This window comes from Brevundimonas fontaquae (assembly GCF_017086445.1).
Lineage (GTDB): Bacteria > Pseudomonadota > Alphaproteobacteria > Caulobacterales > Caulobacteraceae > Brevundimonas > Brevundimonas fontaquae.
This window is the reverse complement of the sequence record NZ_CP070968.1, coordinates 83,180-97,199: the sequence shown is the minus strand read 5'-3', so window position 1 is coordinate 97,199 and position 14,020 is coordinate 83,180. Positions and strand designations below refer to the sequence as shown.

The following is a 14,020-nucleotide window of genomic DNA, read 5'->3' as shown; positions in this document are numbered from 1 at the left end:
CCCGCCCCTTCTACGGCCTCGTGCGCTTCAGTTGAAGCGCTTCGCGCTTCAACGGGGCGAACCGGTGAAAGAAGGGGCGGAACGGCGGTCGGGTTCCGCCTTACTTGGCGGGGCGGGCCATCGGCGTCATGGCGGCGATGGTCGCGCGCTGAGCCAGCAATTGGTCTTCCGGCAGCGGGATCAGGCCGCGGTCGGCCAGATAGCCGCCCTTGCCGGCGGCGCCTTCCGACAGGAACTCCTGCACGAACTGCTGCAGGCCCGGAATGACGCCGATATGGGCCTTCTTCACATAGATGTAGAGGCTGCGCGACAGCGGGTATTCACCGCTGGCGATGGTGTCGGCGGTCGGGGCGACGCCGTCGATGGTCTCGGCCTTCACCGTGTCCAGGTTCTGCTCCAGGAACGAATAGCCGAACACGCCCAGCGAGCCTGGCGTGCGGGTCAGGGTCTGGACGATGGCGTTGTCGTTCTCGCCGGAATCGATCCAGGCGCCGTCCTCGCGCAGGGTGTGGGCGATGGCTTCGAACCGGTCCTTGTCGCCTTCGATCGCCTTGACGGCCGGCACCAGCTTGGCGCCCGGCGTCATGCCCAGCTCCAAGAAGGCGTCGCGCGTGCCCGAGGTGGGCGGCGGGCCATAGACCTGGATGCGCTGGTTCGGCAGGCCGGCGTTGACCTGGTTCCAGGTCTTGGCCGGATTGGGGACGAACTGACCGTTGGCGCCCGGCACTTCCTTGGCCAGGCCCTCGTACAGGTCGTTCAGTTCGAAGTTGAAGCCGTTGCCGTTACGGGCCGTGGCGATGACGATGCCGTCGAAGCCGATCTTGATCTCGACGATGTCGGTGACGCCGTTCTTGGCGCACAGGTCGAACTCGGACTGCTTCATCTGACGCGAGGCGTTGGCGATGTCCGGAGTGGTCGGGCCGACGCCCTGGCAGAAGGCCTGGATGCCGCCGCCGGTGCCCAGCGATTCGACGCGCGGCGCCGCGCCGCCCGAACCGCGCGCGAAGGTCTCGGCGACCCGCGTGGCGAAGGGGAAGACGGTCGACGAACCGGCCGCCCAGATGCCGGAACGCGCGCCGGAGGCGGAGCCGCCCCCGCCGTTGTCGCCACAGGCCGCCAGGGCCAGAAGGGCGGCGGCCGAAGCCGCCAGTTTCAGTGTGCGGATCATCCAAGGCTCTCCCTGAGCATCGATTTCGCGATGCTTAGAGCAGAGGATTATGACAGTCCCGAGAATGGGCCCGCGAAAGGGACCGCCGCCGCTACAGCAGGCGGCGGCGCATCACCTGCGACAGGGTGTCGATCAGGGTCACGGCGACGACGACGACGATGACGATGGCCGAGACGGCGCGGAAATCGAACGCGTTCATGCTGTCGAACAGCACCTGGCCGATGCCGCCCGCGCCGATCAGACCCAGCACTGTCGCGGACCGGCTGTTGGATTCGAAACGGTACAGGGCGAACGAGGTCCACAGCGGCGCGACCTGAGGCAGGACGCCCCAGACGATCTCGTGCAGCTTGCCGGCGCCGGTGGCGCGCACGCCCTCGACCGGACCCTTGTCGATCGACTCGACCGCTTCCGAGAACAGCTTGGCCAGAACCCCGGCCGTATTCAGGGTGATGGCCAGAACACCCGCCAGAGGCCCCAGGCCCACGGCGGTGACGAACAGCAGGCCGATCACCAAATCCGGCACCGAACGCAGCAGGTTCATGATCCAGCGCACCGGCGTCACGACCCAGACGGGCGCGATGTTGCGCGCCGCCGCCAGACCCAGCGGAATACCCAGGATCACGGCCAGGAAGGTGCCCCATAGGGCGATCTGCACCGTCTCCCACATCTTGGCGACGAACATCTTCCAGTCGCTGAAGTCGGGACGCAGCAGGTCGTGGACGAACAGCTGGGTGCTGTCGTTGCCGGCGAACAGACGCGAGATGTTGCCCAGATCGACGGCGTCGATGCTGTACAGCAGGACGGCGGCGACGCCGCCCCAGACGAGGACGTCGGCGACCCAGGCGAGGGCGGACTTCTTGGGCGCCGCCGGAATCGCGACGGCGGTAGACGCGACTGCGGTCAAGGCCGGACCTCACGCAGGCTGCGCAGGCGTTGAAGCTCGCGCTCGGCGGCGGCGGCGGCGGCCGTATCGCCCTTGGCGCGGGCCTCGCCCAGCTTCTGGTCGGCGATCATCTCGCGGATCGGGTCCAGATAGCTGTCGTCAGCGGCGGTGAAGCGGGAATATTCCAGGTCCGCCAGGATTTTGCGCTGACGCTCGGCCTCGGCGCCTTCGCCCTGGCCATAGGTCAGGAAGAAGCTGCGGATCTTTTCCTTCAGCGCCGGATCCAGGTCCTCGCGCACGACGATGCCGCTCTCGGGGATGGGCGGCGAGGTCCAGATTTCCTCGATCTGGCCGGCCAGTTGCGGGTTTTCCTTGCGCATGAAGATGGTGTTCACGCTGTTGGAGGTCGCCACGTCGATCACGCCGGTCGCCACGCCGAAGGCGTTGGCCTGGTGGTTAGCCGAGCGCACGGTCTTGAAGCACTGGCTGGGGACCACGCCACGCGGATTGAACAGGAAGGTCAGCGGAGCCAGGGTGCCCGACGTCGACTGGGCGTCGCCGATGCCGAAGTTGTACTTCTTGCCGCACGCCATGACCTGATCGAGCGTGATGCCCGATCCCTTCTTGACGATCAGGGTGGACTGATAGCTGTCCAGACCCTCGCGGTTGACGGTGCGGGCGATGACCTCGGCCTTGGCGCGATCGATGGCCTCGACCTCAGGCTTGGCCGAGAACCAACCCACCTGGGTGTGGTTGCCGCGCATGGCCTCGACCAGGACGGTGTAGTTCGAACCGAAATAGGGCTTCACCGGCACGCCGATGGCCTTGGACATGTCGTCCAGCAGCGGCTGCCACAGCGGGCCGGCCGAGGCCTGGCCTTCGGCGGACAGGATCGAGAAGGTGATCTCGCTGGGCGCGCCCCCCGCAGCCTTCTTGTCCTCGCCGCCGCCGCAGGCCGCCAGGCCCAGGATCATGACGGCGGCGCCGGCCGCAGCGATTAGACGGCGGGTGGGGGAAATGCGCGACAGGCTCATGCCTTGGTCTCCCAGAACGCGTCCTCGAACTCGGGACCGTAGATTTCGATCAGGCGCTTTTGGTCCAGCGCCGTGGACGGGCCGTCATAGACGATCTTGCCGCCTTGCAGGGCGATGACGCGGTCGCAGTAGCGGATGGCGTAGTCGACCTGGTGCAGGGTGACGATCACACCCATGCCGTCGCGTTTGTTCAACTCGACCAGCAGTTCCATGACCTTACGGGCGGACACCGGGTCCAGCGAGGCGACGGGTTCGTCGGCCAGAATGGCCTTGGCGCCCTGCACGATGGCGCGGGCGATGGCGCCGCGCTGCTGTTGGCCGCCGGACAGGGTGTTGGCGCGCTGGGCGGCGTAGTCGCTGACGCCGACCCGGTGCAGGGCCGCCATGGCCTTGTCCTTGTCCGCCTGGGGCCACAGGCCCAGCAGACCCTTCCATCCGGGCAGACGGCCCAGCGCGCCCAGCATGACGTTGGAGAACAGGCTCAGTCGCCCGACAAGATTGAACTGCTGGAAGATCATGCCCAGCTTGCTGCGCGCCTTGCGCACGGCGCCGGTGACGCGGCCGTCCTTCTGCACGGTCTCGCCGAACACCTGGATGGTGCCGGCGCCGGCGTCGATCGACTGCAGGCCGGTGATGGAGCGGAGCAGGGTGGACTTGCCCGAACCGGACGGACCGATCAGGGCGACCATTTCGCCGGAGGCCACGGAAATCGAGACGCCGTCCAGCGCCTTTCGCGATCCGAAGGTCTTCGACACGTCACGCGCCAGGACTAGCCCAGGGGCGGCGGCGGCTGCGGATGAACTCATGAACTCGCTAGGAGGCTATGGCGAAGGGGCGCCGCAATAAGCTGAAATCGCGCTCGGGCAAGTCCTAATCGCACGTCGGGCGCAATCTCGTCCAGACCTGAGCGCTTCAGACGCCTTCCGCCGCACCCTTCACCCGGGCGTAGTCCGCCGGAATCGGCATGGCGACGCGCGACCGCTCCAGCGCCTGATCGGCGATGATCCGCACCGGCGCGGTCAGGGAGGGGATCGAGGCCAGCGTTCTCAGGCCCTTTTGCAGCCTGATGGCGACCGCGACGTCGCCAGCGCCATAGCGGGCGACCGGGCCGAACACGTCGTCGAGCAGATCGGCGTGCGAGATGCCAGGCACCATCAAACGATCGCGCGAGACGCCGCCCTCGTGTTCGTCACGCTCGCCGGCCCAGATATCCAGAAGCCTCACGCCGGTCGACACCACCTGAATGGCCGTTCCGGGATCGTTGACGCCGGGGGACAGGGCCTTGGCGGCGATCTCGCCCAGAACGATCAGGCCGAAGCGCGGGTCCTGATCATAGGAGCGCGAGTCTCCGAGCGCGAAGGCGGAGCAGAAGGCGTCCTGGGCCTCTTTGTCGCAGGCCGGCAGGCTGACCCTGGCGAGGACCTCGCCGCGTCGCACGAAGGAGCCCGGCGCAGCGACCACCTCGACCTGGCAGTCCCGTTTCTCGGCCATGGCCTGGAGGCGGTCGGGATCGACGTTCTGAACATAGCCGGTTTCCGGCGCCGTCACCTCTGCGCCGTTTTCAAGACGGCCTGCTCGCCCGCCCAGAAACGGATTGTCGCGTCGCTGCTCCAACGCCTCGCGCGCCCTGTCCTCCACCAGATCGATCATGTGACCGACCCGCGCCAGGCTGGACAGACGGTTGATCCAGGCCAGGAGGCGAAACGCCACGAGACCCACCATGGCCAGGCTGATCAGGAACAGGATCGCGCGGCCGTTCTGGCCGTAATAGTGGGCGTTGATCGCGGTGACGGCGACGATGGCGTAGAGAAAGGCGCCGACGAAGGTCGCCAGCGACTTCTGGGTCTCGTCATCGCTGGTGACCAGGGCCGCCACACGCGGACTCGCCGCCGACGACACCGACGTATAGGCCGTGACCATGGCGCCGACCGAAAAGGTCGCCACGCCCAGCAGGCTGGACGCCAGGATCGTCAGAATCGATTCCACAGACTCGCCGCCCAGACGCTCGGCCATCTCCTGCGGGACCCAGGGGGCAAGGGCGGCGGCCAGCAAGGCTGCGGCGACGCCTGCGGCGGCATAGGCCGTGGCGCGCACCCACAGCTGACGCTGCATCTTGCGCCAAAAGAACAGCCATCGGTTCATGAAACCCTCCGACCATGGCAACGGCATAGAAAGGTCAAGGTTGCCGTTGGATCGTGTCGTGGAGGGCGCAGACCGGATTTGTGACAACCAAACCTAGGCCCCGCCACGAAAAAACCTCTTTACATGACAGTCGCGCGTCCCCATATCGCGCTCTCCGGCGGACCCCGTAGGTCCTGTCTGCGCCGCTAACGCCGGTCTGGGTTTAACAATTAGCAGGGGGTTACGTGAATTGCGCACGTATCAGCTTCCCCTGGACCTGGTCCGTGAGCGGTCCCCTGAACGTCCCGTCGCCCTCGTGCGGCCGCGTTCGGTTTCCGTAGCGGCGCGCTGGTTCCAGGATAATCTAAAGGCCGACGTCTTCTACGCTGTGAAGGCCAACCCTTCGCGCTGGGTCGTCGAAACCCTGATCGAGGCCGGCGTTCGCGGCTTCGACGTGGCGTCCATCGCCGAGATCGAGCTGGTTCGCTCGGTCAGCCATGACGTGCGCCTGGCCTTCATGCACCCGGTCAAGAGCCGCTCTGCAATCACCAAGGCCTATTTCGATCACGGCGTGCGCACCTTCTCGCTCGACTGCATCGACGAGCTGAACAAGATCCTCGACGCCACCGGCGGCGCGGACGACCTGAACCTGATCGTGCGCATGGCTGTCTCGGCCGACGGCGCCGCCTATACGCTGTCTGGCAAGTTCGGCGTGTCGTCGGATCAGGCGCCGGCCCTGCTGATGGCCACGCGCCAGGCGGTCAAGGACGGCCTGATGGGCGTTTCCTTCCACGTTGGCAGCCAGTGCATGCGCCCGACCGCCTATCAGGCCGCCATGGCCCAGGTCGGCCGGTCGATCAGCCGTGCTGGCGTGATCGTCGATATCGTCGATGTCGGCGGCGGCTTCCCGTCCGTCTATCCGGGCATGGTCCCGCCGGACATGAGCGAATACGCCGACGCCATCCATCGCGGCTTCAACGAGATGCCGGTGTCGGAAACGACCGAGCTGTGGTGCGAGCCCGGCCGGGCGCTGGTCGCCGAATCCTCGTCGATCCTGGCCCGTGTCGATCTGCGCAAGGGCGACGCCCTGTATCTGAACGACGGCTCCTACGGCTCGCTGTTCGACGCGACCCATTCGCGCTGGCCTTTCCCGACCAAGCTGATCCGGGACGGCGAAAGCGCGGGCGAGCTGAAGGCCTTCCAGTTCTACGGCCCGACCTGCGATTCCATCGACCATATGCCGGGGCCCTTCTGGCTGCCGGCCGATGTGCGCGAAGGCGACTTCATCGAGATCGGCATGCTGGGAGCTTACGGCGTGGCCATGTCGACGGGCTTCAACGGCTATGGCGAACACGACATCGCCGCGGTCGAGGACGCCCCGATGGCCTCGCTGTACGGTCTGGCCCCGCGTTCCATCCCCACCGTGCGCACCACGGCGGAAGAGAACGCCCGCAAGGTCGTGCGCCTGTCACGCCCCAAGGGTAAGGCCGGTCAGCGCAAGTCGCGCCGGAAGTAGGACGCGCCATCTGAAATCCGTCATCCTCGGGCTCGACCCGAGGATCGGCCGCTCTGCGTCTTCCTTTCGAGGAGCGCGCGGCGGAACGTCCGACCCTCGGATCAAGTCCGAGGGTGACGGCCGAAGGTCGGGCGTCTATCGGTCCTGTCGGTCGCTCCGTCCCGGCACGTCTGCTTGTTCGACGGGCGCTCAAATCACAGGGAAACCGCCGAAATGAACGCTCCCGTTCAATCGAACACCAAGGCCCAGCTGCTGCAGAATGTCGTCGAGCACGTCGACATCACGAGCTTCGACGCGCGCCCGATCATCGACTCGATGCGCAAGATGTCCTTCTCGTCGCGCGACACCGCCCGCGCCGCCGACATCTTCTCGATGGCCATCGAGGACAAGGACTGCTCGCCCTGGCTGATCCTGGCCGGTTCGACCTCGGCCGGCGGCTGCATGCACGTCTACCGCGACATGGTGAAGTTCGGCATGGTCGACGCCGTGGTCGCCACCGGCGCCTCGATCGTCGACATGGATTTCTTCGAGGCCCTGGGTTTCAAACACTATCAGGCGGCCGGCGAGGTGGACGACAACGTCCTGCGCGACAACTACATCGACCGGATCTACGACACCTATATCGACGAGGAAGAACTCCAGGCCTGCGACCACACCATCCTGGAGATCGCCAACCGGCTGGAGCCGCGCGGCTATTCCAGCCGCGAGTTCATCTGGGAGATGGGCAAGTGGCTGAGCGAGGGTAATGCGAAAAAGCCCGGCTCGCTGATCCAGACCGCCTATGAACAGGGCGTGCCGATCTTCTGCCCGGCCTTCGTCGATAGCTCGGCCGGCTTTGGTCTGGTGAAGCACCAGAAGGAACGGGCCGCCGCCGGCCAGCCCTATCTGATGCTGGACGCCATCGCCGACTTCCGCGAACTGACCGACATCAAGATCGCCGCCGGCGTCACCGGCCTGTTCATGGTCGGCGGCGGCGTGCCCAAGAACTTCGCCCAGGACACGGTCGTCTGCGCCGAAATCCTAGGTGTCGAGGCCGAGATGCACCGCTATGCGGTTCAGATCACCGTCGCCGACGTCCGCGACGGCGCCTGCTCGTCGTCCACGCTGAAAGAAGCCGCCTCCTGGGGCAAGGTCCAGACCACCCACGAACAGATGGTTTTCGCCGAAGCCACCACCGTCGTCCCCCTGATCGGCTCCGACGCCTACCACCGCGGCGCCTGGAAGGCCCGCGACAAGCGCCGCTGGAACAAGTTGTTTGAGAAGGGCTGAACAAAGAAAAAGGCCGGTGGATTGCTCCGCCGGCCTTTTGTCTGTCAGTCCACCTTTGAGATCAGGCGGCGCAGGCCTCGAAGCCGGCCTTCAGCGCGGCTTCGTCCAGATCGCGGCCGATGAAGACCGCGCGGCTCCAGCGGCGTTCGGCGGCGCCCCATTCGCGTTGCAGATCGCCCTCAAGGATCATGTGCACGGCCTGGAAGACCAGGCGGCGATTCTCGCCCTTCACGTCGATGATGCCCTTGGCGCGCAGGATGTTCTGACCCTGCTCGCCCAACAGCTTGTCCAGCCAGGCGGTGAACTTCGTCCCGTCCAGCGGCCGGTCCAGCGACAGGGAAATGCCCTTGATGTCGTCCTGGTGGGCGTGACCTCGCGCGCCGTGCGAATGATCGTGATCGTGGTGATGATTATCGTGCCCGTGATCATGGTCATGATGCCCATGATCGTGACCGCAGGCCTCGTCATGCACATGGCCGTCCGCGCCGTGCGGCGGGTTCACGAAGTCCGGCTTGACCTCCAGGATCCGCTCCAGATCGAAGGCGCCCAGGCCCAGCACCTGATCGAGCGGCACGTTTGACCGCTCAGCCCGCACGATGGGCGCCAGCGGGTTCAGCGCCCGCAGACGCGCCTCGACCGCGTCCAGTTCGTCAGCGGTCGCCAGATCGACCTTGTTCAGGATGATCCGGTCGGCGAAGGCCACCTGTTCGCGCGCCTCCCTGGAATCGTCCAGTCGCGCCATCACGTGTTTGGCGTCGACCAGGGTGGTGACGCTGTCCAGCTGGGTCTTGGCCTTGACGTCCTCGTCCACGAAGAAGGTCTGGGCCACCGGACCGGGGTCGGCCAGGCCCGTCGTTTCCACGATGATGGCGTCGAAGGCGGGCTTTCCGGTACGCTGGCGCTTCATAAGGCCGGCGACCACGCGGATCAGGTCGCCGCGCACCGTGCAGCAGACGCAGCCGTTGTTCATCTCGAACACGTCCTCGTCGGCGCCGACCACCAGGTCGTTGTCGATGCCGATCTCGCCGAACTCGTTGACGATGACGGCGTACCGCTTGCCGTGGTCCTCGGTCAGGATCCGGTTCAGCAGGGTCGTCTTGCCCGCGCCGAGATAGCCGGTCAGGACGGTGACGGGGATCTTGCTGTTGACGGAAGCGGTCGAGGCGGGGGCGGCGAGGGTGTCGGTCATAGGTCGCTAGATGGCGGCTGCATCGCGCGAAGGGAAGAGGGTCAGGCCTTCTTCACGAACTCGGTGCGCAGGACCAGGCCGCGCACCTTCTCCACATTGGCCTCGATCTCGTCCGTGTCGCCGGTCAGACGGATGTTCTTGACCAGCGTCCCGCGCTTCAGCGTCACCCCGCCCGATCCCTTGACCTTCAGGTCCTTGATCAGGGTCACGCTGTCGCCGTCAGCCAGGATGTTGCCGTTGGAATCTTTGGTCACGTCGTCGGTCATGGCGAAGCTTCTAGCGTCCGGTGGGCGAATATCCATGCTAAAAATATGGCTATTGGACACTGTCTCCTCCCCGCAAAGCGGGGAGGTGGCGCGGCGCTTCTTCAGTGCCGTGACGGAGGGGGTCTTCACGCCGCACAGCCAAGAGCCCCTCCGTCTCTCCGCTGCGCTCCGAGCCACCTCCCCATCTGCGATGAGGAGGAGACAGTCAGTCCGGCACGTTCGCGTCGAGTTCATCCAGCCACACCCGCGCGTTGCCGTCCGACGGCGCGCGCCAGTCGCCGCGCGGCGACAGCGATCCGCCGGTGACCACCTTGGGCCCGTTCGGCAGGGCCGAGCGCTTGAACTGGGCGGTCTGGAAGAAGCGGATCAGGAACTTCCTCAGCCAGCCCTTGATGGTCGCTAGGTCGTATTCGACTTTCTCGTCTTCGGGCGTGTTCGCCGGCCATTCGCCCGCGCCTGCATCGCCCCAGGCCTGGTGCGCCAGGAAGGCGATCTTGGACGGCGCCATCCCGAACCGGCTGATGTAGAACAGGAAGAAATCGTTCAGCGCATAGGGGCCGACGGTCCCTTCCGTCGACTGGATCACCCCATCCTTGGCCGGCACCAGCTCGGGCGAAATCTCGGTGTCCAGGATGGCGTGCAGCGTGTCGCGCGCGCCCGCGCCGATCAGGTCGCCCGCCGCCACCCAGCGGATCAGGTGCCGGATCAACGTCTTCGCCACCCCGCCGTTGACGTTGTAGTGGCTCATATGGTCGCCGACGCCATAGGTGGCCCAACCCAGCGCCAGTTCCGACAGGTCGCCGGTCCCCAGCACGAAGGCCCTGTGCTGGTTCGCCAGCCGGAACAGATAGTCGGTCCTCAGGCCTGCCTGCACGTTCTCGAAGGTGATGTCGTGAACCGGCTGACCCTCGGCGTAGGGGTGGCCGATGTCCTTGAACATCTGTTCGGCGGCGGGGCGGATATCGATCTCGGCGCCCGTGACGCCCAGCGCGGTCATCAGGGCCCAGGCATTGGACTTGGTCCCGTCCGAGGTCGCGAATCCCGGCATGGTGAAGCCCAGGATATTGGTCCGCGGCAGATCCAGCCGGTCGAAGGCGCGGCACGCGACCAGCAGGGCCTGGGTCGAATCCAGCCCCCCGGACACGCCGATCACCAGCGACTTGGCGCCGGTCGCCGTCATGCGGCGCATCAGCCCCTGCACCTGGATATTGAACGCCTCATAGCAGTCCTGATCCAGCCGCCCGGCGTCGTCCGGCACGAAGGGGAACCGGTCCAGCGGCCGGATCAGCTCGCTGGCCTCATGATCCTCGCGCGCCATGAAGGGGACGACGGTCGCCGGCTCGCCTTCGTTTCTCGCGCACTCGGCGAAGGTGCCGTTGCGCAGACGATCCAGCCCGATCCGGTCCACGTCCAGGTCTGCGATCGTCAGGTGGCTGTCCAAGGCGAACCGCTCGCCTTCCGCCAGCTTCGACCCCAACTCGTGGATCGTCGCCTGCCCGTCCCAGGCCAGGTCGGTGGTGCTCTCGCCCCAGCCTGAGGCGGCGAAGACATAGGCCGACAGGGTGCGGGCCGAATGGCTGGCGCTCAGCATCGCCCGCTCGTCCGCCTTGCCGATGACGATGTTGGACGCCGACAGGTTCAGCAGGATCCGCGCGCCCGCCAGCGCGGCCCTCGTCGAGGGCGGCAGCGGCGCCCAATAGTCCTCGCAGATCTCGACCGAGAAGACGAAGCCCGGGCGGTTGACGGCCTCGAACAGCAGGCCCGGCGCGAAGTCCACCGTCTCGCCGTTCAGCCGGAGCACGTCTTCCGCGCGCGCCGTCGCCGGCGCGAACCAGCGTTTCTCATAGTATTCGCGGTAGTTGGGCAGATAGGTCTTGGGCACGACGCCCAGCACCTCGCCGGATCCGATCACCACGGCGCAGTTATAGAGGGCGTCGCCGTTGCGGATCGGCGCCCCGACCACCGCCACGACATTCGCCTCGGCCGTCGCCTCGGCTGCCACGGCGATCTGCCGCTCGACCTCGTCCAGCAGCGCCGTCTGCATGTGCAGATCGTCGATCGCATAGGCCGACAGCGACAGCTCGGGGAAGACCATCAGGTCCACGCCCTGCTCGCCCGCCTGACGGATCAGCGCGACGTGCTCTTGCCCGTTCGCCCTGGGGTCGCCCGGATGGCTGACCGGCGTCGCCGCCGCCACGCGCACGAAGCCGTGGGTCTTGGGAGAATGGAACAGAGCATCAGCCATCGGATCGTCCGCATCACCCGGCCCGCGCCGGTCGTCGGCCTTCATATAGGCGCGAATGATGAAGGGACGGAAACTCTCCTTCGCGCGCCTATGCGCCCCGCTTCTCGTCCGGCCTCAGGGTCAGGACCCGCACGCCGTCCTTGGTCACCGCCACCGTATGTTCGAACTGGGCCGACAGTTTTCCGTCGGAGGTGACCACGGTCCAGCCGTCGTCCTCGGTCAGGACCGTGCGCACGCCCTGGTTCAGCATCGGTTCGATGGTGAAGGTCATGCCTTCGCGCAGGGTTACGCCGGTCCCGGCCTTGCCGAAATGCAGCACCTGCGGCTCTTCATGCATCCCGCGCCCGATGCCGTGCCCGCAATAGTCGCGCACCACGGAGTAACCGGCCTGCTTGGCGTGTTTTTCGATGGCGAAACCGATGTCGCCCAGTTTCGCGCCCGGACGCACCGCCTGAATGCCCTTCCACAGGGCCTCATATGTGGTGCGCACCAGCCGCCGGGCCTGCGGTCCCACCGATCCGATAAGATAGGTCTTGGAGGAATCGGCGATGAAGCTGTCCTTCTCCAGCGTGATGTCCAGATTGACGATGTCGCCGCTCTTCAGGATGTCGTCCGCCGAGGGCACGCCGTGGCAGACGACCTGGTTGATCGAACTGTTCAGCACGAAGCCATAGCCGTACTGACCCTTGCTAGCCGGCCGCGCCTTCAGCTCGTCGACGATGAAGGCCTCGACCCGTCGGTCGATTTCCAGCGTGCTCAACCCCTCCAGCGTCATCGCATTCAGATGGGTGAAGACCGAGGCCAGCAGTCGCCCCGCTTCGGCCATCAGCGCAATCTCGGCCGGCGTCTTGATCATGCGGCGGCGCCCGTCTGCACGGACGCATCGACGCCCGCCGCCCGCAACTCGCGCGCCACCAGTTCCTGGAACGTCACGCCGGGATGCATCTCACACAACATGCCGATCCTGATCCAGAACGCCGCCTGAGCGTTAATCGACCGATAGGACGCCTTCGCAGCGCGCCGCAGCTGCTCGTGCAGTTCGTCCTCGATGTTGACGATACCCACCTGCTACCTCCCGACTATATGAAACAGATATGTTTCGTATATTATATTGGTAGTACGACAAGCCATATTGTTGAGGTCCGCTCGGATGATGGCCTCGTCTGTCAGCCGCTGTTAAACAGCGTGGATGACCGCCGCTCCTGTGCCAACACCCCAAGCCGAATCCGCCCCGTCCAAGGCGGGCGCGCAGCCGTTCGGCAAGGGGTTCGTCACCGACGCCTGGTATTTCGTCGCCCTGGGCCGCGACGTCGCCCCGGCCAGTCTGAAACGCTGCGAGATCATGGGCGAGCCGGTGCTGATCGGCCGCACCCGCGCGGGTCAGATCTATGCGATGCGCGACATCTGTCCCCACCGCGCTGCGCCCCTGTCGGCCGGCAAGCTGGTCGAGAAGCCCGGCGAGGGCGAGACGGTCGAATGCCCCTATCATGGCTGGCGCTTCCGGCCCGACGGCGTCTGCGCCGCCATTCCTTCGCTGGTCGAGGATCAGGCGTTCGAGGCGAACCGCATCCGCGTGCCGTCCTATCCGGTGCGGGAGAGCCAGGGGATCGTCTTCGTCTGGATGGCGTCGGACGCCCGCAATCCGATGGAGCCGGACCACGAGCCGCCGGTCTTCCCCGGCGTGGTCGGCGGCGAGGCCAAGCTGGTCGAGGCGATGGATTTCGACAGCCACATCGACCACGCCGTCGTCGGCCTGATGGACCCCGCCCACGGCCCCTACGTCCACCAGCAATGGTGGTGGCGGTCCGAACATTCGATGCACGAGAAATCCAAGGCCTTCGCCCCGACCGCGTTCGGCTGGGCCATGGTGCGCCATGCGCCCTCGTCGAACAGCCGGCTTTACAAGATCCTGGGCGGCGCGCCCGCGACCGAGATCACCTTCCGCCTGCCCGGCTTCCGTTGGGAGCACATTCAGGTCGGCGAAAAACAGGTCCTGGCCCTGACCTGCCTGACGCCGATCACCGACACGAAGACGCGGATCACCCAGATCTTCTGGTCCGACCACTGGGTGTTCGGCCTGGCCAAGCCCTTCCTGCGTATGGGGGTGGTGGCCTTCCTGAAACAGGACGGCGGCATGGTGAACCTTCAGAACGAAGGCCTGCGCTACGACCCCGCCCTGATCTGGATCGACGACGCCGACAAACAGGCCAAATGGTATCAGCAGTTGAAGCGCGAATGGGCCAAGAGCCGCGCTGAGGACCGCGCGTTCGTGAACCCGATCCAGCCGACGACGCTGAGGTGGAAGAGCTGACGCCGTGGTCCCCCTCCC

General features: G+C 66.2%; 13 protein-coding genes. 3 read left to right on the top strand and 10 right to left on the bottom strand.

Annotated elements, in window-relative coordinates; genetic code table 11:
• Window positions 1–100: 100 nt before the first annotated feature.
• From JX001_RS00470 to JX001_RS00450, 5 genes are all read right to left on the bottom strand, one after another.
• Entirely contained in the window at window positions 101–1,168 is a 1,068-nt protein-coding gene (locus JX001_RS00470; RefSeq protein ID WP_205681863.1) for a substrate-binding domain-containing protein, read from the bottom strand.
• Window positions 1,169–1,259: 91 nt separating this feature from the next.
• Window positions 1,260–2,072: a phosphonate ABC transporter, permease protein PhnE gene (gene phnE / locus JX001_RS00465; protein WP_205681861.1), complete on the bottom strand. Its 813-nt coding sequence runs from the start codon at window positions 2,070–2,072 to the stop codon at window positions 1,260–1,262.
• Entirely contained in the window at window positions 2,069–3,085 is a 1,017-nt protein-coding gene (phnD, locus tag JX001_RS00460; protein ID WP_205681859.1) for a phosphate/phosphite/phosphonate ABC transporter substrate-binding protein, read from the bottom strand. The genes phnE and phnD overlap by 4 nt, the downstream gene beginning before the upstream one ends.
• Window positions 3,082–3,891 (bottom strand): phosphonate ABC transporter ATP-binding protein, encoded by an 810-nt coding sequence (gene phnC, locus JX001_RS00455; RefSeq protein ID WP_017506638.1) that lies wholly within the window; start codon window positions 3,889–3,891, stop codon window positions 3,082–3,084. Before phnC ends, phnD begins: the two co-directional genes overlap by 4 nt.
• 106 nt (window positions 3,892–3,997) lie before the next feature.
• On the bottom strand, window positions 3,998–5,227 hold the full coding sequence (locus JX001_RS00450) for a DUF2254 domain-containing protein (protein WP_205681857.1): 1,230 nt from the start codon (window positions 5,225–5,227) through the stop codon (window positions 3,998–4,000).
• A gap of 229 nt (window positions 5,228–5,456) precedes the next feature.
• Here JX001_RS00450 and JX001_RS00445 point away from each other — a divergent pair, with 229 nt between their 5' ends.
• The gene (locus JX001_RS00445) at window positions 5,457–6,722 is read left to right on the top strand and encodes a type III PLP-dependent enzyme (RefSeq protein WP_205681855.1); all 1,266 of its coding nucleotides are present in this window, start codon (window positions 5,457–5,459) and stop codon (window positions 6,720–6,722) included.
• 213 nt (window positions 6,723–6,935) lie between these two features.
• Window positions 6,936–7,991, top strand: coding sequence for a 1,9-bis(guanidino)-5-aza-nonane synthase (locus JX001_RS00440; protein ID WP_205681854.1), 1,056 nt, complete (start codon window positions 6,936–6,938; stop codon window positions 7,989–7,991).
• Window positions 7,992–8,052: 61 nt separating this feature from the next.
• Here the strand turns inward: JX001_RS00440 and JX001_RS00435 are convergent, their stop codons facing one another.
• The 5 genes from JX001_RS00435 to JX001_RS00415 all read right to left on the bottom strand — a co-directional run bounded on the left by JX001_RS00435 (window position 8,053) and on the right by JX001_RS00415 (window position 12,756).
• Window positions 8,053–9,180 (bottom strand): CobW family GTP-binding protein, encoded by a 1,128-nt coding sequence (locus JX001_RS00435; RefSeq protein ID WP_205681851.1) that lies wholly within the window; start codon window positions 9,178–9,180, stop codon window positions 8,053–8,055.
• A gap of 41 nt (window positions 9,181–9,221) precedes the next feature.
• Window positions 9,222–9,446, bottom strand: a complete 225-nt coding sequence (locus tag JX001_RS00430) for an alkylphosphonate utilization protein (protein ID WP_055754537.1) — start codon at window positions 9,444–9,446, stop codon at window positions 9,222–9,224.
• Between the two features lie 205 nt (window positions 9,447–9,651).
• Entirely contained in the window at window positions 9,652–11,691 is a 2,040-nt protein-coding gene (locus tag JX001_RS00425; protein WP_205681849.1) for an NAD(+) synthase, read from the bottom strand.
• An 88-nt stretch (window positions 11,692–11,779) separates the two neighbouring features.
• Window positions 11,780–12,547, bottom strand: a complete 768-nt coding sequence (map, locus tag JX001_RS00420) for a type I methionyl aminopeptidase (RefSeq protein ID WP_205681847.1) — start codon at window positions 12,545–12,547, stop codon at window positions 11,780–11,782.
• Window positions 12,544–12,756 carry a ParD-like family protein gene (locus JX001_RS00415; RefSeq protein ID WP_205681845.1) on the bottom strand — a complete coding sequence of 71 codons (213 nt, stop codon included), beginning with the start codon at window positions 12,754–12,756 and terminating at the stop codon, window positions 12,544–12,546. The genes map and JX001_RS00415 overlap by 4 nt, the downstream gene beginning before the upstream one ends.
• Before the next feature lie 124 nt (window positions 12,757–12,880).
• On the opposite strand from JX001_RS00415, the gene JX001_RS00410 reads away from it, so the two are divergent.
• Window positions 12,881–14,002 carry an aromatic ring-hydroxylating oxygenase subunit alpha gene (locus tag JX001_RS00410; RefSeq protein WP_205681843.1) on the top strand — a complete coding sequence of 374 codons (1,122 nt, stop codon included), beginning with the start codon at window positions 12,881–12,883 and terminating at the stop codon, window positions 14,000–14,002.
• Window positions 14,003–14,020: the final 18 nt, after the last annotated feature.

What these genes read in the sequence shown, in the direction of transcription:
- JX001_RS00470 (WP_205681863.1), bottom strand. Translation starts at nt 1,168, where the DNA reads ATGATCCGCACACTGAAACTGGCGGCTTCGGCCGCCGCCCTTCTGGCC.
- phnD (WP_205681859.1), bottom strand. Translation starts at nt 3,085, where the DNA reads ATGAGCCTGTCGCGCATTTCCCCCACCCGCCGTCTAATCGCTGCGGCC.
- phnC (WP_017506638.1), bottom strand. Translation starts at nt 3,891, where the DNA reads ATGAGTTCATCCGCAGCCGCCGCCGCCCCTGGGCTAGTCCTGGCGCGT.
- JX001_RS00450 (WP_205681857.1), bottom strand. Translation starts at nt 5,227, where the DNA reads ATGAACCGATGGCTGTTCTTTTGGCGCAAGATGCAGCGTCAGCTGTGG.
- JX001_RS00440 (WP_205681854.1), top strand. Translation starts at nt 6,936, where the DNA reads ATGAACGCTCCCGTTCAATCGAACACCAAGGCCCAGCTGCTGCAGAAT.
- JX001_RS00435 (WP_205681851.1), bottom strand. Translation starts at nt 9,180, where the DNA reads ATGACCGACACCCTCGCCGCCCCCGCCTCGACCGCTTCCGTCAACAGC.
- JX001_RS00430 (WP_055754537.1), bottom strand. Translation starts at nt 9,446, where the DNA reads ATGACCGACGACGTGACCAAAGATTCCAACGGCAACATCCTGGCTGAC.
- JX001_RS00425 (WP_205681849.1), bottom strand. Translation starts at nt 11,691, where the DNA reads ATGGCTGATGCTCTGTTCCATTCTCCCAAGACCCACGGCTTCGTGCGC.
- map (WP_205681847.1), bottom strand. Translation starts at nt 12,547, where the DNA reads ATGATCAAGACGCCGGCCGAGATTGCGCTGATGGCCGAAGCGGGGCGA.
- JX001_RS00410 (WP_205681843.1), top strand. Translation starts at nt 12,881, where the DNA reads ATGACCGCCGCTCCTGTGCCAACACCCCAAGCCGAATCCGCCCCGTCC.